The sequence below is a fragment of the Lactobacillus sp. B4026 genome (assembly GCF_026535825.1).
Classification (GTDB): Bacteria; Bacillota; Bacilli; order Lactobacillales; family Lactobacillaceae; genus Lactobacillus; species Lactobacillus panisapium.
This window is the reverse complement of the sequence record NZ_JAFNPD010000015.1, coordinates 1-22,251: the sequence shown is the minus strand read 5'-3', so window position 1 is coordinate 22,251 and position 22,251 is coordinate 1. Positions and strand designations below refer to the sequence as shown.

The 22,251-nt window shown below is 37.6% G+C and carries 23 protein-coding genes, 2 pseudogenes and 2 other annotated features; of the genes and pseudogenes, 4 read left to right on the top strand and 21 right to left on the bottom strand.

What is annotated here, in order from left to right; genetic code table 11:
• Positions 1–12: 12 nt before the first annotated feature.
• Complete coding sequence (locus tag J3U69_RS10100) at positions 13–2,040, bottom strand: peptidoglycan D,D-transpeptidase FtsI family protein (protein ID WP_267413985.1); 2,028 nt, start codon at positions 2,038–2,040, stop codon at positions 13–15.
• Between the two features lie 326 nt (positions 2,041–2,366).
• Here J3U69_RS10100 and J3U69_RS10095 point away from each other — a divergent pair, with 326 nt between their 5' ends.
• Positions 2,367–3,281: an N-acetylglucosamine kinase gene (locus tag J3U69_RS10095; RefSeq protein WP_103751853.1), complete on the top strand. Its 915-nt coding sequence runs from the start codon at positions 2,367–2,369 to the stop codon at positions 3,279–3,281.
• A gap of 67 nt (positions 3,282–3,348) precedes the next feature.
• On the opposite strand, the gene greA is transcribed toward J3U69_RS10095, so the two are convergent.
• The 5 genes from greA to J3U69_RS10070 all read right to left on the bottom strand — a co-directional run bounded on the left by greA (position 3,349) and on the right by J3U69_RS10070 (position 8,861).
• Complete coding sequence (gene greA, locus J3U69_RS10090; protein WP_103751854.1) at positions 3,349–3,825, bottom strand: transcription elongation factor GreA; 477 nt, start codon at positions 3,823–3,825, stop codon at positions 3,349–3,351.
• 77 nt (positions 3,826–3,902) lie between these two features.
• On the bottom strand, positions 3,903–6,320 hold the full coding sequence (pheT, locus tag J3U69_RS10085) for a phenylalanine--tRNA ligase subunit beta (RefSeq protein ID WP_267413972.1): 2,418 nt from the start codon (positions 6,318–6,320) through the stop codon (positions 3,903–3,905).
• Entirely contained in the window at positions 6,320–7,369 is a 1,050-nt protein-coding gene (gene pheS / locus J3U69_RS10080) for a phenylalanine--tRNA ligase subunit alpha (RefSeq protein WP_267413971.1), read from the bottom strand. The genes pheT and pheS overlap by 1 nt, the downstream gene beginning before the upstream one ends.
• Positions 7,370–7,409: 40 nt before the next feature.
• Positions 7,410–7,613, bottom strand: a binding site (T-box leader).
• Between the two features lie 52 nt (positions 7,614–7,665).
• On the bottom strand, positions 7,666–8,016 hold the full coding sequence (locus tag J3U69_RS10075; RefSeq protein WP_103751857.1) for a winged helix-turn-helix transcriptional regulator: 351 nt from the start codon (positions 8,014–8,016) through the stop codon (positions 7,666–7,668).
• A gap of 77 nt (positions 8,017–8,093) precedes the next feature.
• On the bottom strand, positions 8,094–8,861 hold the full coding sequence (locus J3U69_RS10070; RefSeq protein ID WP_103751858.1) for a TrmH family RNA methyltransferase: 768 nt from the start codon (positions 8,859–8,861) through the stop codon (positions 8,094–8,096).
• Positions 8,862–8,965: 104 nt separating this feature from the next.
• On the opposite strand from J3U69_RS10070, the gene J3U69_RS10065 reads away from it, so the two are divergent.
• On the top strand, positions 8,966–9,295 hold the full coding sequence (locus J3U69_RS10065) for an acylphosphatase (RefSeq protein WP_267413970.1): 330 nt from the start codon (positions 8,966–8,968) through the stop codon (positions 9,293–9,295).
• Between the two features lie 36 nt (positions 9,296–9,331).
• Positions 9,332–10,300 carry a membrane protein insertase YidC gene (gene yidC, locus J3U69_RS10060; protein ID WP_103751860.1) on the top strand — a complete coding sequence of 323 codons (969 nt, stop codon included), beginning with the start codon at positions 9,332–9,334 and terminating at the stop codon, positions 10,298–10,300.
• 186 nt (positions 10,301–10,486) lie between these two features.
• Here the strand turns inward: yidC and J3U69_RS10470 are convergent, their stop codons facing one another.
• Positions 10,487–11,386, bottom strand: a complete 900-nt coding sequence (locus J3U69_RS10470; protein ID WP_416381942.1) for a sensor histidine kinase — start codon at positions 11,384–11,386, stop codon at positions 10,487–10,489.
• Here J3U69_RS10470 and J3U69_RS10465 point away from each other — a divergent pair.
• Positions 11,366–11,413 (top strand): annotated as a pseudogene (locus tag J3U69_RS10465) (hypothetical protein); the annotation flags it as partial. The gene J3U69_RS10470 and the pseudogene J3U69_RS10465 sit on opposite strands and share 21 nt — an antisense overlap.
• A 66-nt stretch (positions 11,414–11,479) precedes the next feature.
• Here J3U69_RS10465 and J3U69_RS10460 read toward each other — a convergent pair.
• The 14 genes and pseudogenes from J3U69_RS10460 to J3U69_RS09990 form a co-directional block, all read right to left on the bottom strand.
• A pseudogene (locus tag J3U69_RS10460) lies at positions 11,480–11,905 on the bottom strand (sensor histidine kinase); the annotation flags it as partial.
• Between the two features lie 130 nt (positions 11,906–12,035).
• Positions 12,036–12,749, bottom strand: a complete 714-nt coding sequence (locus tag J3U69_RS10050) for a response regulator transcription factor (protein WP_103751862.1) — start codon at positions 12,747–12,749, stop codon at positions 12,036–12,038.
• A 144-nt stretch (positions 12,750–12,893) separates the two neighbouring features.
• The gene (locus J3U69_RS10045; protein WP_103751863.1) at positions 12,894–13,457 is read right to left on the bottom strand and encodes a DUF177 domain-containing protein; all 564 of its coding nucleotides are present in this window, start codon (positions 13,455–13,457) and stop codon (positions 12,894–12,896) included.
• Between the two features lies 1 nt (position 13,458).
• Positions 13,459–14,613: a nucleotidyltransferase gene (locus J3U69_RS10040; RefSeq protein ID WP_267413967.1), complete on the bottom strand. Its 1,155-nt coding sequence runs from the start codon at positions 14,611–14,613 to the stop codon at positions 13,459–13,461.
• A gap of 6 nt (positions 14,614–14,619) precedes the next feature.
• A complete protein-coding gene (gene rsfS, locus J3U69_RS10035) occupies positions 14,620–14,967 on the bottom strand; it encodes a ribosome silencing factor (protein ID WP_220219922.1) in 348 nt (115 codons plus the stop codon).
• A gap of 12 nt (positions 14,968–14,979) precedes the next feature.
• Positions 14,980–15,576 carry a bis(5'-nucleosyl)-tetraphosphatase (symmetrical) YqeK gene (gene yqeK, locus J3U69_RS10030; RefSeq protein WP_103751866.1) on the bottom strand — a complete coding sequence of 199 codons (597 nt, stop codon included), beginning with the start codon at positions 15,574–15,576 and terminating at the stop codon, positions 14,980–14,982.
• On the bottom strand, positions 15,569–16,210 hold the full coding sequence (locus J3U69_RS10025) for a nicotinate-nucleotide adenylyltransferase (protein ID WP_103751867.1): 642 nt from the start codon (positions 16,208–16,210) through the stop codon (positions 15,569–15,571). The genes yqeK and J3U69_RS10025 overlap by 8 nt, the downstream gene beginning before the upstream one ends.
• Before the next feature lie 8 nt (positions 16,211–16,218).
• Entirely contained in the window at positions 16,219–17,334 is a 1,116-nt protein-coding gene (gene yqeH, locus J3U69_RS10020; protein ID WP_267413966.1) for a ribosome biogenesis GTPase YqeH, read from the bottom strand.
• Complete coding sequence (locus J3U69_RS10015; RefSeq protein ID WP_267413965.1) at positions 17,327–17,851, bottom strand: YqeG family HAD IIIA-type phosphatase; 525 nt, start codon at positions 17,849–17,851, stop codon at positions 17,327–17,329. Before J3U69_RS10015 ends, yqeH begins: the two co-directional genes overlap by 8 nt.
• A 106-nt stretch (positions 17,852–17,957) precedes the next feature.
• Positions 17,958–18,314 (bottom strand): 50S ribosomal protein L20, encoded by a 357-nt coding sequence (gene rplT / locus J3U69_RS10010; RefSeq protein ID WP_103751870.1) that lies wholly within the window; start codon positions 18,312–18,314, stop codon positions 17,958–17,960.
• 36 nt (positions 18,315–18,350) lie between these two features.
• Complete coding sequence (rpmI, locus tag J3U69_RS10005) at positions 18,351–18,551, bottom strand: 50S ribosomal protein L35 (RefSeq protein WP_103751871.1); 201 nt, start codon at positions 18,549–18,551, stop codon at positions 18,351–18,353.
• 27 nt (positions 18,552–18,578) lie between these two features.
• Positions 18,579–19,088, bottom strand: coding sequence for a translation initiation factor IF-3 (gene infC / locus J3U69_RS10000; RefSeq protein ID WP_103751872.1), 510 nt, complete (start codon positions 19,086–19,088; stop codon positions 18,579–18,581).
• Positions 19,089–19,125: 37 nt separating this feature from the next.
• Positions 19,126–19,239: a sequence feature (ribosomal protein L20 leader region), on the bottom strand.
• A gap of 72 nt (positions 19,240–19,311) precedes the next feature.
• Complete coding sequence (locus J3U69_RS09995; RefSeq protein WP_267413964.1) at positions 19,312–19,968, bottom strand: putative bacteriocin export ABC transporter; 657 nt, start codon at positions 19,966–19,968, stop codon at positions 19,312–19,314.
• Between the two features lie 8 nt (positions 19,969–19,976).
• Positions 19,977–21,992: a DUF1430 domain-containing protein gene (locus J3U69_RS09990; RefSeq protein ID WP_267413963.1), complete on the bottom strand. Its 2,016-nt coding sequence runs from the start codon at positions 21,990–21,992 to the stop codon at positions 19,977–19,979.
• Positions 21,993–22,251: the final 259 nt, after the last annotated feature.

Below are 22,251 nucleotides of genomic sequence, written 5' to 3'. Positions count from 1 at the left end.
ATTACCAAATTTCTATTTTTTATGTAGTTTAAAGTAATCTTGAACCATTGCCTTAGTCATTTGCAGCGTATAAGACCCTTCTAATTCTGGGTCTAAGCCTGGAAAGACAACAGCCGTAGCAATTTCCGCATTATTAGAAGGTGCATACCCGACAAAGGTGGCATTAACCAACTCCGGCGGATTTTTCTGGTTAGGGTGATCAGGATCATAGTAAAAGGTTTGCGCCGTACCAGATTTACCTGAAATCGATGGTTTGACATCCTTTAGTTTGTGGGCCGTTCCCCAAGAGTTGGTACCATGAACTACCCGCCAAAAACCTTGCCGCACAACATCCAATTCACTTGGGGTCCAAGGAATTTTCAGCTGGACATTAGGTTTTTTATTATAGTCAATGTAAACCTTTTTGCCATTACTTGCTGTTCGACCAATTGACTGCACAACATATGGCTGCATCCTATAGCCACCGTTGGCAATAGTTGAAACATATTGCACCATTTGAATTGGCGTGTAGGCGTCGTAGTTACCGTATGACAGGTCAAGAACAGAACCAGAAAGAATATTTCCGTGTTCATCAAAAGACTTACCCTGAATACCTGATATTTCACCCGGCAAGTCAACGCCGGTTTTTTGACCCAGCCCAAACATGTTAAAGTTATGCCGCAAAGTATCAAATGCGGTCGAAGGCATATGAATGTCTTGTTTAGGAATATATTTTGCATGTACCCAGTTCATCGCCAAGTGCATCATATAAATGTTACTGGAAACTTCCAAAGCGGTCGAAGCATCAAGAGCACCAAAGGTTCCAACCGGATAAACTGATTTTTTAATCGGTGTTCCTGGAAGATAAACCGGCGTATCCGGTAACACATTATTAGTTGGCGTGATTACGTTATTGATTAAACCGCCACTAACCATTGCTCCCTTAACAACAGACCCCATAACAAATGCTTGGTTAATTACACCGAGAGCATTGTTAGTTGTTTTATTCTTCTTCGGATCACGACTAATGCCGGCTACAGCTAATAATGCACCTGTTTTAGGATTCATTGCAACCGCATAAGCACCATTTGAATAGCGAGCCGCACCAGAAGCAATTGCTGAAGAATATATTTGTTGTAAAGAGTTCTGCACTTCTTTTTGATATTTGGCATCTAAGGTCAAAACTAAACTTGCTCCAGCCTGACCAGAGTAAACTGACTTAGTTTGTTCAATGTTGCCTGAACTCTTAGTCCAAATTTTGTTAGTGGATTTAGTTCCCTTTAATAAAGGCTCATATTCTTGTTCTAAGTAGGAGGTACCCACGCGATCATTACGAGAATAACCGTTAGTTAAATAATATTGTAAATTATCACTTGGCAAGCCGGCCTTTTCTGTTGATACAGATCCGATAATACTCTGAATTGAAGACCCGTTAGGATATGATCTCTGCCAATCTGTTCCAATTCCAACACCGGGTAAATCGGATAAGTGCTCCCCAACTTCAGCTATTTCTTTATCAGTCAAATCGCTGTTTTTTAAATAAATTGTCGATAAAGTATAGGCACCCGAGATTTTGTTATAAATCAGAGCCGCCGTTTTTTCCCGATCGGTTAATTTAATGTGTTCAGCCCGCACTTGGTCATGAATTCGATTATTGATTAGTTCATCATCTTCTGTTGCCCTGATTGACTTGGGCACTTTAGCGGTTTCTTTTGTACTATTTTTCTTATCACCCAAGTAATAATCAATCACTTGTTGTTCAGTTGGTTTTTCGTTCTTGATCCGAATATACTGGCTGAGCTTATTTGAAATAGAATAAATATCATCAGCAGTTGTAGAAACACTTTTGGTGTAAGTAATAGCATTTTGGGCTTTATTACCAACCAAAATACGGCCCTTGCTGTCATACATCACTCCCCGAGGTACTTGGCTGGAAACGACGGCGGAATTTGATTTTTGTACTTCGGCTTTAAACCGCGACCCATAGCCAATTTGCAGATAAGCCAGCTGCCCAATTAAAGTCGCAAAAAGTACAAAAATAATCGCCAAAATGATTTTCATTCTAATTGGCGTTGAAGGTTGATTTTTTGTACTATTAGATTTAGTTTTTCGATTATTCTTAAAAAATTTCACGTAACTCAAACCTCACTAAACTAGTGGTTATTTTACCAAAAACTAGGGTGCAATTCTATTAGTTGGACATTGCTTTGACAAAATTTTACCAGATTTTAGTTAATCCGCATAATTGCGCTGTTTTAATTATCATCATTCTCTGTCAGGATAGAAGAACTTGAAAGCCTTTTGCTAAAATATCTTCTGTATTTATTTCTTTTGTAATAAAATAAATAGTATAAAGACTAAGATTAAAATGGAAAGAAGAAACAAAAATGACACTTGAATACCAAATTGGTGTTGATGCTGGTGGTACTCATACTACCGCAATCGCCTATGATATGAGCGGTCAAGAAATTGAACGCAGCGAAGCTGGCCCCGGACAAGTTAATACAGATTACGACAATGCAATTAGTAATATTACCGGAGCTATTAACCAACTAATTGACCAAATTGACGGTGATTGCCAACGGATTTTATGTGGTATGGCTGGACTTTCAGTAATCGGGCATGCACCTGAAGTAGCTGCAGAAATTTCTGCCAAGGTTAACAATTTGCCTACTAGAGCTGTAACAGATTCACTACTTGCCTTGTATAGCGGGCTTGAAGGTGAAGATGGTGGACTAGTAATTGCTGGTACTGGTTCAGTCTTTAATGGCCTGCAAAAAGGGCGAATCATTACCACTGGTGGTTATGGCTCAATTTTAGGTGATGAAGGTTCTGGTTATGCAATTGCCTTAACTGCCTTAAAAGCCGCACTTTTAAGCTGGGACAAACGCGAAGAAAATGCCTTAATCCCAATGTTTAATGACCTATTTAAGACTGATAATATTGTCGATGGGACCGCTAAATTCTACCAAATGTCCAACCCAGAAGTTGCCTCAATGGCCGTTAGCGTGGCAAAGCTTGCCGATAATGGTGATCAAGATGCTACTGCTGTAATTAAAGAGCAAGCTGAATTGCTTGCCCGCGATATTATTATCGGAATGGATCGCTATGAGGAGCCTAAGCCAATGCGGATTGCTCTGACCGGATCGGTTCTAGCTAATAATGCAATGCTGCGCAACTTTTTAGAAGAAAAGGTTAAGGAGCATTACCCTAATGCGGAATTCTCTATTTCAAACGGCGAAAATGCTCGCGGCGTTATTTACGATAAAAGTAAGGATTACCGCTACTTTACAAGTCGGTAATATTTACTTAAAAATACTAAAAAACAGATTACTGGTTACAGTAATCTGTTTTTTTAATTAAAGAATTTTATTCTTCAACTTTGTTGATAACAACGTCGAACTTACCACCTGGGGTGGCAATAGTGACTGTTTCGCCTTTTTTCTTGCCTAAAATTGCTTGTGCAATTGGTGAATCGTTAGAAATCTTTCCACTTAATGGATCAGATTCATCACTTCCGACAATGGTGTATGTTTCTGGTTCGTCTTCACCAACCTCAGTATAAGTGACAGTCTTACCAACTGCTACTTCATCGGGGTCACTTGAATTAGCATCTACCACATGAGCATACTTTAACATTTCTTCAACAACGTTAATCCGATCTTCAAGATGACTTTGCTCATCCTTAGCAGCATCATATTCTGAGTTTTCAGATAAGTCACCGTAAGAACGCGCAACCTTAATTCGCTCAATTACTTCAGGACGTTTAACAACTTTTAAATTTTTTAATTCTGCCTCAAGTTTTTCTTTTCCTTCGGCAGTCATTGGATATGATTTCTCAGGCATAAAATTTCCTACTCCTTAAAGTTAAAATTCTTTTTGCACTGGTCTATAATATTGATTTCTGTGCTTAAAGTCAACCTCTAACGAATTTCCGCACCAAGTTGATTCTCTAAGCTACTTGTGATTTGAGCCGTTACTTTATTAACAACTTCATCAGTTAACGTATCTTGCTCATTTAAGAAATGAAGTCGGTATGCGAGACTCTTCTTATTATTTTCAATATGTGACCCTTGATAAACATCGATTACGCGCAAGTCGTGCAAATACTTGCCGCCATTTGCTTCAATTACATTTTCAATTTCTTGATTGGTAATATCTTGCTCAACTAAGATTGAAAGGTCGCGATCAATTGCCGGGAATTTAGGTGCTGCTTTGGAAACAGTCTTAGGATTAACAATTAACGGCACAATCAGATCAAGGTCTAATTCATAGCCATATAATTCGCTACCTCTCATTACCTTGCTTGAACGGGTAACGTCATGACTAATCATGCCGATCATCCCCACATACTGCTTTTTGATATAAATTCCAGCAGTCCGAGTCGGATGCATCTTAGCAATTACCTCTGCTTTATATTCAACATCACTAGAATTGATACCAATAGCAGTGAATAAATTAGTTAATTGCCCCTTCACATAATAAAAATCGATTTTTTCTTTATTATGTTGCCAATTTTCAAAATACACATTACCAGAATATAACGCTGCAAGATGCTCATGCTCATTGTAGGTATTGTTTTCAAAGTCATAAACACGGCCTTGCTCAAAAATTGCTAGTTGATTCTGCTTCCGCGCCATGTTGTAACTGGCAGCATCAACTAAACCAGTTAGCAAGTTTTGCCTTAATGTAGAACGACTTGAATTCAGTGGCATCTGAACTTGAACCATTTTTTGGGGTTCTCTCATAAAAGATACAGCCTTTTCAGGTGAGGTTAGCGAATAAGAAATTGCTTCAATTAATCCCTGTCCCTGAACAACATATTTAATTCGTCTGATAGCTTCTTCTTTTTCAGAATAGCCCCCATGAGTTTCTGCTAAAACTGGCTGGGTTGATTTAATATTATCATAGCCATAAAGTCGGCCAACTTCTTCAACTAAATCAGCAGCGATAGCCACATCCCAACGTCTTGCAGGTACTTCAACAGTTAAATTATCGCCATCGATTTGTGCGGCAAAATTAAGTCTTTCAAACAAGTGTTTAATTTCAGCAGCAGAAATTGATGCGCCAAGTGTCTTATTTAAATATGAAATGGTCGTATGAATAACATCTTGCTTACGCTCAGTTTCAGTAGCGGTAATGACGCCTTCGTTGATTGTTCCGTTAGCATCATTGCGTAATAATAAGGCAGCTATATCAAGCGCTCTTCTAGTTGCATCCCAATTAACGCCCTTTTCATAGCGACTGGAAGCTTCAGTTCGATTAGCGTGGCGTAATGCTGCTTTTCTGATCAAAGTTGGATCAAAAATTGCTGACTCCAGAATAACATCTGTAGTGTCGTCCTTAATTTCTGAATTAAGTCCACCCATTACACCGGCCATCATAACCACTTCGTTTCCGTTCGTGATTACAATATCATCTGGATCAAGGTCAACATTTTTATCATTAAGGAGCGTGAGTTTTTCGCCCTTTTTAGCTTTTCTAACTACCAGCTTGTTGGTTGCAAATGCTCTGGCATCATACGTATGCATCGGTTGGCCAGTTAGCAGCATCACGTAGTTAGTAACATCAACGACATTATTAACTGGGCGAATTCCGGCATTCCACAAGCGTTTTTGCAGCCAAAGCGGACTGTCAGCAACTTTTACTCCGCTAATCTTGCGTAGGTAAAACTTCGGGGCAAGCTGAGAATCAACTTCGGTGTTAAAATTGCTTGTCCAATCAGGACCATCTGCCTTTAAAGTTACGTCTTCAATTTTAACCGGCTCGTCGACAATGGCACCTACCTCGTAGGCAGAACCTTCCATTGACAGCGTATCTGCCCGGTTAGGAGTGATATCAAAATCAAAAATATAATCATCCATTCCGAGCGGTGCAAAAGCAGCTTCACCAGGCTTAACATCAGCATCTTGAGGGAAAACATAAATTCCATCGGTATATTTTTCTGGAACAAGATTATCAGCAAAACCAATTTCTTGTAAACCACAGATCATACCATCAGATTGATAGCCACGTAATTTACCCTTTTTAATTTTAACGTTGTCGGCAATGCGGGCCCCAGGAAGGGCTACAACAACATCTTCGCCTGCAGCAACATTAGGAGCACCACAGACAATTTGATGAGGTTCATCTTCACCAACATCAACGTGAGTTAAATTAAGGTGGGTGCCCTCAATTGGCTCACAGTCTAAAATATGACCGATGACGATTTTTTTCAAACCTTCTTCAGGGTGCTTTACTTCGGCGACTTCGACACCTGTCCTAGTAATTTTTTCACCTAATTCATTTGGATCCTGATCCAATTTTAGAAAATCTTGTAGCCATTGATATGAAACTAGCATTATCTTTCCTCCCTACTGAATTGTTCTAAGAAACGGACATCATTGGTATAGAAATCACGAATGTCATCAATGCCATATTTAAGAATCGCAAACCGGTCGAGCCCAACACCAAAAGCAAACCCGCCATATTTATTTGAATCAACACCAGCATTTTCAAGTACATTAGGGTGAACCATTCCTGCTCCCAAAACTTCGATCCAGCCAGTATATTTACAAATTGGGCAGCCCTTGCCGTCACAGTTGAAACAGGAAACATCCATTTCGACGGATGGTTCAGTGAATGGGAAGTAACTTGGACGCAAACGGGTCTCACGATCCTGACCAAAAACATGTTTAGTCATCAATTCTAGCGTTCCCTTCAAATCACCCATTGTAATATTTTCATCAACAACGAGCCCTTCCATTTGCATGAATTGGTGTGAATGCGTTGCATCATCATCATCACGACGATAAACCTTACCTGGGCCAACCATTTTTAAAGGGCCTTTAGTAAAATCATGTTTTTCTAAAACTCGTGCCTGATCGCCAGAAGTTTGCGACCGTAATAGGTCTTCCTTATCAACATAGAAGGTTTCTTGCATATCGCGAGCTGGGTGATCCTTAGGCAAGTTCATCATTTCAAAACAGTAATGATCAGTTTCAATTTCAGGACCTTGAACAACTTGATAGCCCATTCCAATAAAATAATTTTCCAAATCATCAAGAATGATATTAATTGGATGCTTTACGCCCAAATGAGTTACCCGACCTGGCAAAGTAACATCAATTTGTTCCTTTGTGAGCTGCTCTTCAACCAACTTTTCAACGATTTCATTTTTGGCATCATCTAGTTTTTGGTTAAATAAATCCCGGACTTTGTTGACGTTTTGCCCAACTTCTCGTCTTTTTTCAGGTTCAACCTCTTTCATTGAATGCAAAATTTCAGTTAATTCACTTTTGCGTCCGACAAGTTTAACCCGAACATCATTCAGCTTTTCTTCAGTCTTAGCTTGAGAAATTTCGCTTAAGCCCTGCTCACGCAGCTCCTTCAGCCTTTCAAATAAATCCATAAATAACTATTTCCTTTCAAATAAAAAAGCTCCGTCCCCTAAAAGGGACGAAGCTTCGCGGTACCACCCTAGTTTGGGCACTAATAACCCACACTTAAGTTTTCGATAACGGCGAATACCGGAATTGATTAGATCCTACTAGTAAGATGAAATTCACAGATCCGTTTAAACTTTTCTTTCAGCTTAATAAAAAAGTCTCTCTGATTAAATGATCGCTGCTACTAGTCTTACTTTCTGTAATTAACTATAAGAATAATTCATTTCACTCAAACTTGCAAGTAAATATCAAATTCTCATTAAACCCATTTATCTGCCCAATTATGAATTTGATCAAAGACTGGCTTGAGATCTTCGCCTTTTTTAGTTAGACCATATGAAATGATTTTGGTTTTACTGTCAACTGAACGTTTGACAATTTTTGCTTGCTCTAGTTCTTTCAGACGCTCAACTAAGACACGGTCAGAGCATGCCTTAACGCACTGAGCCAAATCCTTAAAACGCATATAATCACCAGCACAAAGGGAACTAATAATTAGCCCATTCCACTTTTTACCAATGATTTTAAATGCATTTATAAAATGCTGACAGTGCTCATAATCTGTCCCTAAACAGTCAGAACAACCCTTAGTTTTATCGTCTTTAGCCATAATCCATTCCTCCCACAGCAAAGCAATGATATCAATTTATTATAAAAAAAACACTTACTAAAAACAAGGACAATCCATTATGCAAAGTGGTAAATAATAATACCAGCCGCTACGGCGGCATTCAAGGATTCTGCTTGGCCTTTAATCGGGATATATAATTTTTCATCACAAATTGCCGCAATCTCGTCACTAACCCCATGTGCTTCATTGCCAATAACCAAACCAAGCTGCGCTACTTGGGCAAACTCTTGTAGCTGCTTGGCAGTTTTATCTAGCATACTGCTATAAACCGGTATAGCATTGTCATTTAGCGCATTGATTACTTCAACTAAGTCAGCATTGATGATATTGATATGGAACTGGCTTCCCTGCATTGCACGCTGCGTCTTGGGATTATAAATATCAACACTATTGGGCGATAAAACTACGCCATCAAAACCAGCCGCATCCGCAGTTCTAATTATTGTACCGGCGTTGCCAGGATCTGATACATTATCTAGCAAAACCCATTTACCAAAATTAAAAGGGTATTGCTTGGGTTGTGCTATCTTTAAGACCATAAAGATGTTTTGTGAATTTTTGGTACTAGATAAATGGTGAGCAATAGCTGAATTAATCAAATAAATATTTTTACCATCTAGGTCAACCTGATAGTCTTCTGCTACTTGATTTAACGCTTGCTCGGTTCCCAGCAAATCGACAAAATTTAAATTAGCTTTAAACGCTTCTTCAATTAAGTGAAAGCCCTCAATTAAATATAAGCCAGTATCTTCACGGTATTTCTTTTGTTTTAATTTAGCTAAATCTTTAATCAGTTTATTATTAACTGAACTAAGTTGTTCCATTTAGTAAGCATCTTCTTTCAAACTTTATTATAATGTAATATCTATCAAATAAAATGGTAAAATCGACTTAGACTGAGTTTAATTTTTATTAGAAAGGAACCATCATGGCATTTTTCAATAATCGACACGAAAAACAGTCACAATCAGCGCAAGATTCATTTGAAACATGGAAACTAACCGCTTCAGGTGTAGTTCAAGGCGTTGGTTTCAGGTGGAGTGTTCTAAACCTTGCCAACAAAATGGGGCTTACGGGTAATGTTTGCAATAATAGCGATCAAACCGTAACAATCACTTTACAGACAAGTCTTGACCACGTCAACCAATTTATTAAGGAGCTGCCCCAAAATGTATCTCCTTATGCCCAAATCTCAACGATTAAAAAAGAAAAGCTGGCAAATGTAGCCAAAATGCATGGTTTTCATGTATCATATTAAGTATTGACTTTAAGAATAAACATTATGGTGAATTGAATGAAGAAATTTCGCAAATATATTGGATTGGCTGCACTTTGTTTTGCAGTCATGTTAATTGTTACCGCTTGTGCGCAAAATGGCAAAGGAGTTACTAAACCTCCTACAGACTTTTTCTATGGCACAATCTATAATTTTATTGGAAAACCATTACAAAATGTCATGCTCTATTTTTCCCACGTTATCGGTGGTGCTAACGGAGCTGGTTGGGCCATTATCTTAATGACCTTTGTTGTTAGAATGGTTCTTCTTCCTCTAATGCTTAACCAGCAGAAGAAGTCGACGACACAACAGGAAAAAATGGCTCGCGTTCAGCCGCAAATGAAGCTAATTCAGGAGACAATGAAGCGCAAGGACTTAACTCAAGACCAGCAATTGACTCTTGGCACTTGGCAACGCGAATTGTATTCGCAGAATAATCTTTCGTTAACAGGCGGAATGGGCTGTCTGCCACTGATTATTCAGTTTCCAATTATGATTGGGATTTACCAAGCGGTAATGTATTCCAAGCCACTTGCCCATTCATTTTTCTTTGGCATTTCACTTAGTGAAAGATCTATTTCGGTAACAATCATTGCGACAATTTTTGCCTTTTTACAAGGATATATTTCTTTAATTGGCATTCCGAAAGAACAGAAGAAACAAATGCAATCAATGATGCTGATGAATCCGCTCATGACACTATTTATTTCACTGTCTGTATCAGGTTCAGTTGCATTATATTGGGCAGCCGGTAATATCTTTTCAGTTATTCAACAATTAATTGTTACCTTTATCATTATGCCAAAAGTTAAAAAAGAAGTTGATGAGGAATTAAAGCACGAGCCGATTAAGGCCGTCGTTACTCAAGAAAAAATTGATGAGTTGCTCAATCAATCTTCTGCGGCACCTAAGGTTAATAAACAGACGCAAGAATTACATCAAAATCTGCGTAACCGGAATAAAGGAAAACAGCATCATAAACATTAAGTAGCTTGCAGGTAAAAGATAGCTTGCGGTAAAACGATAAAAGCCTCGGAGTTAGAAACAACTTCGAGGTTTTTATATGGGTAAAATATCTAAGCAAGAAAAAAATTGAAGCAAAACTAAGAGGACTAATCCCGATTAAATATCGGCTATTAGTCCTCAATTAAATTTATTAAACTGTCCTAGTTTCTATTTACCCTTTTTAGCTTTCTCAGCTTGATCACGTTCACGCAACTTATGGGCTTGCTTCTTAGTCAGAGAAGGGAATGCAATTATAAATTGGCTTCCTTGTCCTTCAACTGAATCAACGCCAATTTTGCCGTGATAACTATGAACTAATTTTTGAGCAATCGATAAGCCTAAACCGTTACCGCCCTTTTCGCGCGTCCGTGCCTTGTCAACACGGTAGAACCGGTTAAAGATCTTGCTTTGATCTTCTTTAGAAATGCCTTCACCAAAGTCCTGAACAATAATATGAACCTCGTTTTGCGCTAATCCAGCAGAAATGTTGATTTCTTTGCGATCAGTTGAATACTTGATGCCATTATCAACCAAGATAACAAGTAATTGTTCCAAGTGTCCCTGATAAATTTGAATTTGCGTATCTTGCGGCATATCATCCATATCAAGTCTGATGACAAAGTCTTTATGAACCATTGACATGTCGCCAGCAACACGTTTCAAAACATCAGCGACATTGGTAACAGCATTCGGGTATTGAACATTAATCTGTTCAGCTCTAGTTAAATCTAGCATTTCCTGAATTAAATGCTGCATTCTTTTGGCTTCCTGAAGAGAAGCTTTAATTGACTCCTCAAGAATTTCCGGATCATCTTTACCCCAGCGCTCAAGCATATTCAAATGCCCTTCAATTACCGCCACTGGAGTTCGCAACTCATGCGAAACATCCCCAACAAATTCTTTTTGCTGGTCAATATAGCGCTGCATGCGATCAAGCATTTGATTAAGCGAAACCGCTAATTCCTGCAGTTCATCGTGCCGGTGAAAGTCGCTAATTCGGGCAGTACTGTTTGGATCCGCATTAACTTCCAGAGCAACCCGCGACATTTCCTTAATTGGCTTCACGATCCCGCGAACAATGATGAATGCGATTAACGTGAAAAAGATAATTGCAACTGCAGATATACGAATCATCCATTTGAGAAGGTCCTTCATCAAGCCGTTATAGTAAGACATTTTATTGGCAACGACAATATAACCAGTTACCTTACCCTTATGCGCATCACGAACCTTCTGGTAAGTTAACAATTCTTTTCGCCGGCCCTTATAGACGGTTTCTGAGTGAAAATTACCCTTAAATTGTTTAAATTTAGGAATTACACCGCCGTTATCAAATACATCTTCTTTTTCAAGGTTATAAACGACTACGTTTAAATCTTTATTTGTTAGTGAAGATAACAAGTCATCATTGAAGGCGTTATTGGGATGCTCATCAGGATTAATTGGCGGATTACCTTGCAAAATTTTTCGTGCCGATGGTGTAAGCGCAGGAACAACATTAGATATCTGCAATTCGCCATGAATTTGGTTTAAACTGTCATTAAGCTTCACCACCATTTCACGCGAAGTTTCTTTTTGCTGCACCATTGATTGCTGACCAACAATCGAATAAATAATGACCGAAAAGATAATAAAAGAGACCATAATTGTCAAAGCGACAATACTGACCCAACGTACAATAATAGATGAGTGCTTGGTCCCTAATTTTTCCTGTTTCTTACTTCTTTTCATCATCTTCATCTCTTACCATATATCCGGTACCCCGAACGGTCTTGATATATGATTGTTGACCAGGGATGTCGATTTTATTCCGAAGGTATCTAACATAAACTTCAACAACATTGGTTTCAATATTAGAACCTGGTCCCCAAATCTTGGATAATAATTGGTCGCGACTTACAACATTGTTCTTGTTCTTAATTAACGTCATTAACAAGTTGTATTCACGTTTAGTCAAGTCAACAGCCTTACCGTCACCGCGACGAACGATCCGGTTTGCAGTTTCAATTGTTAAGTCCTTAAACTTGATGACCTTCTTTTCGATTGTGTCATCGGAAGCTTCTTTTTCGATCTTAACTCGGCGTAAAACAGCACGAAGCCGTGCTAATAATTCTTCAATCGCAAATGGCTTAACAATGTAATCATCAGCACCATGATCAAGTCCAGAAACACGATCAATAACAGAATCACGCGCCGTCATCATTATAATTGGCGTACTCTTAACTTGACGTACACGACGAGCAATTTCCAAACCGTTTAAGTCAGGCAGCATCAGGTCAAGCAAAATTGCATCAAAGTCTTCGTTAAGTGCAAGGTCTAAAGCTTTACGTCCGTTGCTCTCAACAACTGTGTCATACTTTTCGTGTTTTAACTCCAACTCAACAAAACGAGCTAAGTTTTTTTCGTCCTCAACAATTAAAATTCTTGCCATTCTTCTCATCCTCTATATTCACTATTAAATGCTTAATCAAGTTAAATTTCTTTTAATAAGTTAAGCATACTTTAAAAAAGCTCTTAAAACAAGATTAATAAATCAGGATATGAATATCACTGATTTTTGCACTATTTTATACTATTATTTATCTTTATTTTCACCGTTATTATTTTCATCAAATAATGTCTTTAGCTTTGCAAAAGCTGGGTTTACGCGATCTTTTTTGCTCTTATCAAACGCTTCTTCTGAGATAACAGACCAACCATCGCCTTCGGGATAAACATTTTCTTTTTCTTCCTCCGGAGTCAAAATGGTAATTGGAATATTAAGCAAAATATTGTCCTCAATTGCAGTCTGTAAATCGATTTTATCATCGTCCACTTTAACAATTGGAATCTCACTCTCGTCTAGCTTTTCCTTAGATACTTCATCTTCGGTGTAATTTTCCGTAAAATGAAAATCTTGCTCGAAATCAACCGGTGCTAAACTGCGGCTCGAAGGAACGACGAGCTTCGTTTTAACCTGAAAATCTCCTGTTACATATGGCGAATTATAAAATAATTGGCCAGTAACAAGCACATTTTTTACTTCGTATACCAAATCTTTACTGCGCTCTAAAAATTCAGGACGCACTTGGACTTCCTGCTTAAGTGAAGTGATTGGTTCCCTATTATTCTTAATCTGTGAAAAGTTAATCGTAAGCATCTTAAACCTCCAACGGACGTCGACCAAAGTTCTGATCAACCTGCATTATTTGTTCAAATAAGCGATCAACCCGTAACTGTAAGTGCATTGAGCCCCGACGGCTATTTTTTTGATCAACCTTAGAAATGATATTAGCAGCTGTAGCTTTTCTAATCTGCTTTAAGTAATTTCGCCCTAATTTGCTATATCCTAACAAAAATAATGCTTCATCATTGAAACTGGCGATAATATCATCCTGTGTAACGTTTAGCAGTGTATAAAGTGCAAGACGGCGCAATCGCGAATAGGTATAGCGCTTGGACTTTATCCGTCGTAAAAATTCCGTAAAGTCACGTGCTAAATGAATTTCCTGCTTAAGCTTATATTCAAGCCCTTCACTCATTTGATAAATATCATGTAGCTGCTCAACCGACGAAGACTCAAGCCGATATTTTAGAAACGGAAACAAAATATTCCAATTCGGATATGCCTTTTGCTGGTATAAGTTTTGAACTTCTTTCTTAGGCATCCACTGCTCTAATTCAGCATTTACCTGACTATGCAAGATGATATTGCGAATTGCGCTTGCGCTTTGAACTACACCATTACTTTGCAAGTCATCATCATGACCAGCACCAATTCGGTTAATTGGGTGCAGAGACAGTGGCGTACCCAAATTATGATTAGCTACGGCATAAGCCAAAGCCAAGATAGCATTGGGCTCGTTAACTTCATGGCCGACTTCACGGGCAACCATTTGATTATATTGCGTCGAATAGGTCTGACTATAATCGTTAAAGTCCATGTGACTTTGTGGTATTTCAGCAATCTTACTGCCTAAATAAGCAAAATTTTGCGTTGCATCTTCTACACCAAAGACTAAGTCAGTCACACCTAACTTAGCCAATTGATCAATACTACCTAAAGAAAATAGGTCAGCAGGCTGCACCGCCGTCGAAAAAGGTAGTTCAAAGACTAGATCAGCACCACTTTCAAGTGCAGCTTTTGCTCGCGACCATTTATCCATGATCGCCATTTCGCCTCTTTGAACATAATTACCAGACATTATCACCACTATTGGATCTTTGTCTCCCGCAATATAACGAGCTTGGTTCATTAAAAACTCATGTCCACTATGAAAGGGATTATATTCAGCAATGATCCCGACTACACTCATGCTTTGCTAATCTTCCTCTAACTCTAATTTTTTACCACTAGTCCATAACTTTTCAACATTGTAAAAGTCACGCGCCTCTTCGGTAAAGACATTAACAACAACATCGCCAAGATCAAGCAAAAGCCAGTTAGACTCGCTAGATCCCTCAACACGATAATCATAAAAGTCAGCTTTATGTGCTTCGTCAATAATTGCATTGGCAATCGCATGTAATTGGCGATTTGAGCCTGCACTGGTAACAACATAATAATCAGCTAAAATGCTGTAGCCTTGCATATCATAAGCTGCAGTATCCTCACCATGGCGATCGCTGATTGCTTTTAACGCAAAAGCTAAGATTTCTTTACTAGTCAATTTTTCTCCTTACTATTTTTTGATACTCCACACATTATAGGAATCTAATGTAAGTGGATAGATTTTACTTCGTTTACTAATTAAAAATTCGAGGGTATGTGCTAACTGATAGCCTACGCCTTCATCAAGATTGGCATAGGTTACATCTCTTGCTTCTTGCACTCCTGCAAAAGTTCTTCCCGGTTCAATATAATCAGCCATGTAAACTATTTTATCGAGCGTGGTCATTTGCGTATCAGCGGTTGTATGCCGCCTCACAGCAGTCAATATCTCTTCATCCGTAATTTTTAAATCACGTTTAATAAAATATGTTCCTACGATGCCATGCCAAATTGCGGGGCCCCAGTTGAGTAAATCGAGATCAAACCCTTGTGTTTTAATGGCAGTTTGAAAATCTGCAGGTGAAACCTGCTTAGCATAGTCATGAATAAAGCCAGCTAAAGCTGCTTTATCTTCGTCATAGCCATTTAAGTTAGCAAGTTTTCGTGCAGTTTGACTAACACCAATGCAATGATCAAAACGGTGCTGATCCATATTATTTTTTTCCCGGTTAACAATCTCATCGCTACTTAGCGGCGAAAACGTTTTTTTAAAAAACAACTCATTCATGGTATAAACCCTTTTTTTGAATATAATTTCTAACTGAATCAGGTACAAGATACCTAATTGAGCCACCCATTGCAATAGTTTGCCTAATTGAAGTTGAACTCACGTCCAATCCGGGTACATCAACCCAAATCATCGGTAATTCAGCTGATTGTGGGTAGCCAGCACGCTTTACACCAACTAAGGTAGCTAATTGCGCAATTTTGGTTGGTTCTTTCCATTGCTGGAAGTTATTAACTTGGTCACTTCCCATAATCAAGAAATATTGATTTTCAGGGTGTAATTCATGCAAATAACGCAACGTATCAACGGTATAAGAAACCCCCCCGCGGGTTAATTCAAACATTTTTACTTGAAAATGCGGATTATCCTGCGTGGCTAATTCAAGCATGTTTGCCCGATCTTGCGCTGAAACGACCGGAGCATCTTTTAGTGGGGGAATATTAGTTGGAATAAACCAAATTTCATCAAGATGTAGTTTACTCAAAACTTGTTCACCCACAATTAAATGTGCTGTATGTACCGGATTAAAAGTTCCGCCTAAGATACCGATCTGTTTACCTTTTTTAGGCTCAATTTTTTCTTCTTTTAGCTCAACCGCCGGAGTTTTTTCAAAACTTTTTGCAATTGCAATCATATTTTCCTCTAAATTAACGCACGTCTAATCCCTAAGCCAATTTTACCAGGAGTATAGATTTTAACTAAACAATCTGCCGGAACCGTCACAAAACCAATTCCACCAAAAAGTAAATCACTCTTATAAGAAGTATGCAATTCCTGACCCTTAAGTTCTGGTAATTCGCTGGCTTCTTCTGGCGGATTAAGCAATTCTCCTACATGCCTTTGGTAAAATTCTGTAGCGTTTTCTGTTTTTGTCCGGTGAATATATAAACCACGTGAAGCATAAACAGTAAAGCTAGCAGGGTTCCCCTTTAAAAAGTCAATTCGGCCCAAACCCGCTAAAAACAGCGTATTACCAGGTTTTAATTGGTAAGTAGCCGGTTTAAGAGGCTTTTGCGGTGATATTACTGCCAATTCTTTAGCATTTAACCGCGTAGCCAGTTGATTTTCCGTCATTATTCCCGGTGTATCAACCAAAAAATGACCATTTTCCAACGGAATTTCAATTTTGTCTAAAGTAGTACCAGGAAAACGGGAAGTTGTAATCAGATTCTTCACGTCTCCCATTTCATCAATAATCGCGTTTAATAAAGTCGACTTACCAACATTTGTCATTCCGACAAAATAGACATCTTTATCTCGTGAACCCTTATTTAGATATGAAATTAACTCAGTTAGGTTCTTTTTGTTTTTAGCACTAACTAAGAAAATCTTTTTGGGAAATAGTCCAACTCGATTAGCTTCTTGACGCATCCAATCCTTAATTTTACTTTGTTTTGAATTTAGGGGAAATAAATCAAATTTATTTCCAACCAAGATGAATTCATTATCACCCACAAATCTCTTTAATGAAGATAAAAGTGAATTAGTAAAATCAAAAAGGTCGACCACATTGACAATCAATGCTTTTTTAGAAGCTAGTGAATTGAGTAAGGCCAAAAAGTCATCGTTATCAGCATCCACTGGCATTATTTCATTATAATGCCGTAAACGAAAACAACGCTGACAATAGATGTCGTTACCCTCATCTTCACTTTCGATTGCCTTTTTTAAACGCGATGCAGGCAAGTAGCCCGCTTCTTCGGGGTTATCGGATTGTAAAACAGCTCCACAACCGATACAAATAATATTATCATCCATTTTTTAATGTCTCCTTGAATGTAACTGGATGTGAAATAGCTAAAAAGAAAAAGATAATTTTCTCAAAAAAACGATTTATTCTGGTATTCCATTTATCTGTTTGAATTAATGGCTTAACCAAAACTGATTTTACTCCAGCTAAATTTCCAGCTTGAATGTCAGTAATTAATTGATCGCCAACCATCATTACCTGCTTTTGTGAAAGATTCATATTCTCCCGCTTTTTAGTTATAGCAAAGGGTAACGGCTTTTTAGCTTTTGCGACATAAGCAATGTGATAAGGATCTAGCACTTTGCCAATTCGCTCAGCATTATTATTAGAAATTATCACCAATTTAATATCAGCAACAGCCAGGCGGCGATTAAGTTCATCCATCTTCTTGGCTGTTTCGAATTCATTCCATGCAAGAAGCGTGTTATCTAAATCTGAGAAGACAGCTTTAATTCCCATCTGTTTAAGCACGTCAGTATCTAAATGATAGATTGTGTCAATTGTATAACGTGGCCTGAATAACATTCAACTTCCCCTTCATTTAACATTTCCCTAATCTAATATATCAAAAAAATAGCACGAAGTGATAAATTTTGACATAAAAAAATGGCGCTAATGCGCCATTTTTAAATTAATTTAAAGCCTTTTTAGCAGTTTCAGCTAATTGTGCAAAGGTCTTTGAATCGTTATAAGCAATATCAGCTAACATTTTACGGTTAATGTCAACACCAGCTACTTTCAAGCCGTGCATTAACTTAGAATATGAAAGATCATTTTGTCTTGCTGCCGCATTGATTCTAGCAATCCATAATTTTCTAAAGTCGCTCTTGCGTCTTCTACGGTCACGGAATGCATATCTGTAAGAAACAAATAATTGTGTACTTGCAGCTTTAAATTGCATGTGCTTTGCGCCACGGTAACCCTTGGCAAGCTTCATAACCTTCTTACGACGTTTACGTGTAACTGTTCCACCCTTAACTCTTGGCATCTAAAATTCCTCCTAAATATCGTTTTTATTTAATGATTAACGCATTTGAGAGAGCATCTGTTTGATGCGCTTCAAGTCGCTGCGTGAAACTAATGCAGCCTTTCTCAAATGACGACGTTGTTTCTTAGTCTTGCCATGGAAACGGTGACCAGTAAAAGCGTGATGACGCTTTAATTGACCAGAAGCAGTTCTTTTGAAACGCTTAGCAGAAGCGCGGTGGGTTTTCATTTTAGGCATTTTCTAATTCCTCCAAATTAACTTTAATTATTTTTTATCACTCTTGGGAGCAAGCATTAAAAACATTGACCGACCTTCCATCTTCGGTTTGCTAATCACTGTAGCAATATCTGAAGTGGCTTCGGCCATCTTTTCTAATACTTCGCGACCTAATTCCTTATGAGTAATTGCTCGACCCCTGAACCTGATTGAAACACGAACTTTAGCTTCCTCTTTAGTAAGAAACTTCCGAGCGTGTTTTAATTTAGTGTTGAAATCATTGCCTTCAATTGTTGGACTTAAACGGATTTCCTTTACACTGACGGTTTTGGACTTCTTACGAGATTCCTTAACCTTCTTTTGTTGTTCAAACCGGTACTTACCGTAATCCATAATGCGGGCAACTGGTGGCTTGGCATTAGGCGAAATTAGAACTAAATCTAAACTTGCAACATTAGCTTGGCGCAAAGCTTCAGCCTTTGTTACAACACCAACTTGTTCACCATCTTCATTAATTAAACGAACCTCGCGAGCGCGTATTTGGTCGTTTAATATCAAATTCTTTGGTATAATTCTTCACCTCCATGTTAATTTGAGGACAAGAAAAAGACGGGTAAGAAGTTACCCGCCTTTAATCAACAGAAAATATCGATTAGCCCAGAGGTCAACTTAACTTAGGCGAGAAGCGGGAAAGCTTCTTCTTGTTCTCAACTAAAGTGATTATACGCTTTACTACTTATTAAGTCAATATAAAAAGCGCAAATCGGATATTAGACTTAAATCAAATCTTATCTCTAATTATTATACCAGAATTATTTATTTCAATTACATGATCACATTTTTGCCAAACATTTTGATCATGCGTAGCAATTATGATTGTTGCCGCAGGATCAAATCCGGTTAACAATGTTTTTAAAACCACTTGGCCGTTTTCTGCGTCGAGGGAGCCCGTTGGCTCATCAGCAAAGATTACTTTAGGTGATTTTAAAATTATTCGAGCCAAGGCTACTCGTTGTTGTTCTCCACCACTAAGTGTGTAAACTTTTTGCTTCAACTGTAGCTTATTTAACCCAACATGAGAAAGAGCATTCTTCATTTTAGTCTCTTTTGCAGATTTAGATAGCTTTTGATTAGCAAAACTTAAGCCCAGATTTTGTCTAACCGTTTCGGTATCAATTAAACCAAAATTCTGAAAAATAAAGCCGAAATAATTACGGTACAGTTTTTTGCGACTTTTAGAATTAACCTTGATATCAGCGACCTTCACCTCTCCCGCAGTAGGCCTTTCTAAGCCACTCAAAAGATTTAACAACGTTGTCTTACCGGCTCCACTTTTACCAACAATGGCATAACTTTTACCAGACTCAAGATTGCAATTTATATCGTTAAAAATAATTTTATCGTTAAATTTCTTAGTAAGATGTTCTACTTTAATCATTTAGACTCCTAGTTTCCATGGTTAAGCGAAGTTAATAGGTCACGTTGCGCTTGGTAATATGTCAGCCAAATAATAATTGCTTCAAGCAAAAGATAGCCTAGACCATATGACAGTAGATTTAAGCGATTTAAGCCAGCTAAAGTAACCGTAATAATCAATATATCAAGTATTAAATTACCCGTTAAAAATGTTCCAACAAGTTTGGCATTTGATTTGCCAAATACTTGGTATACTGCAATTTTACGACGATTATTCTGCAAGAATGTTGAACTAACAAACAAGATGATAAAAATAAGTTGCAGAAGCGTCAAAACAGTTGTAATGGTCAACATGAGTATTTGTTTATTAGCTCTAATATTATAGTCCCATAATAGTGTCTGTCGACTAGTTATACTGACAACATATGGATTCAATCCTAGCTGCTTAACTAATTTTTTCAGTTCCTTAAGGTGAAGAAACTGAATTGTTCCTTGGCTAATAGTCGCCAGATAAAAATCATCGGAAAGCTGCTTATCATTTGTAACGGCAATCAAGGGATCTGTTGAGATTGACGATAAAATATCATATACAACCGTATAATTAAAAATTTTCTGGCCGCTCTCAATTGGTATTACCTGAATCTGTGGATGGAGAACTTTTGAATAGTAATTGGGAAGAGTGTTTTGAGTATTAATAAAAGAGCGCAGTTGTTTTTTTGCCGTTCTTGCTTGATCTAAGCGGTTCTTTGGTACCAGAAGCATAATTTGATGCTTATCTATCTTGGACAGTTTAGGTTTAAGTTCACTATTTTTAACAAAATTATGATTGGCAATAATCACATTTCCACTATCTTGGGGGTTAGTTGTACGTATTCCTGGTTGAAACTGTTGTGAATTTTGCGCGACAATCACGTCTGATGCCTGTACAACCAACTGATGGGCTTTTTTAGCTACTTTTTGATCCTCATTATGATCATTAACATTCCAGCCCAACCCTAGTAAATAACTATTTTTTTGTCTGTGCCATTTCTTAACAATATTTTGATCTCTGTCATAGAGTTCATGATGATTGAGTAAAGTTGCCACGTTAACTATCATTAAGGCTAAAATAGCTATTTTTAATACATACCCAATTAGGAGAAATGAGTGAGCACTCTCTTCTCCTTTAATTGCCAAATACGGATTCATTAAAGCCAAAACCACGTAAGAAATGCTATTTAACAGGAAAAAGCTAGCAAATAATATTAATAAAAGAACTGATAGATATGGCAAAAAGAACCGCCAGCCACTTGCTGTAAAAGTCTTAAGACTCCAAATAATCGTCATCAGGATGATTATGCCAAAGGAAGCTTCCAACAGTGCAGATTCATTTTTCAGATCATGCTTAAACATTTGCCAATTGCTTAGACCATTAATTTTCATCACGGCGTATGCTTTAAAACGGTAAAGCTTTTCTAGTACCATGACAATAAATAGTACTCCAATTATTCCCATTCCAACGATCAAATCAAATTGCGAAACATTTTCTAAAAATATCATCAACAAGGTTTTTGGAGTCAATGAGGTATCTTCAACTTGTATCAAAAATTGGTTTTTCCTTAGCCATGATACCAAGTGCTTTAATGATTTCCCTTTAGCATTAGTCGAGTATAAACCATACATATCTTCTAGCATAAGTTCTTTATCAGTTAGCTTTTTAATGGATTCATTTTGATAGAGTGAAAAGTCATTACTATTACCGTCAAAATCATAAACTATTTTTGTGCGATGGCCGTTAAAATTATCAATTCGCATTTTAACCAAAGAAACATTTTCATTACGAGTAAATTTCTTCAAGATAGCAAAAAAAGCTTTTTTATTGTGCTTCTTATTCCATTTTTTAGTGTCTTTAATTCTTTTATTAATCGGCTTTGAAGCATAAATGTTTATAATAGTAGAATTATTTGGAATGGAATTATTATCGTATTCACGCATGAATCCAGCAAAGAAAATAGCTGTAACGATTGTTATTATCGTATAAAGCAAGATTTTTATTTTTCGAAGCATTTTCAACCCCTAATTACTATTGCAAACCCACTGGTCTTATTTAACAATTTAACTTATGCAAATCGTAAAGATATGCTTGACCATCTTTATAAGTTTAACTTTATCATACTAGTTTAAATTAGACCATTTACCTTCCAAAAGCTGCTAAAAATTAAATAAACAAAAAAGCCGCTTTTGATATGAACCCCGAAGTTAGGACAACTTCGAGGTTTTTATTATGGCTAAATTATCCAAACAAGATAAAATTGAAATCTTCAAT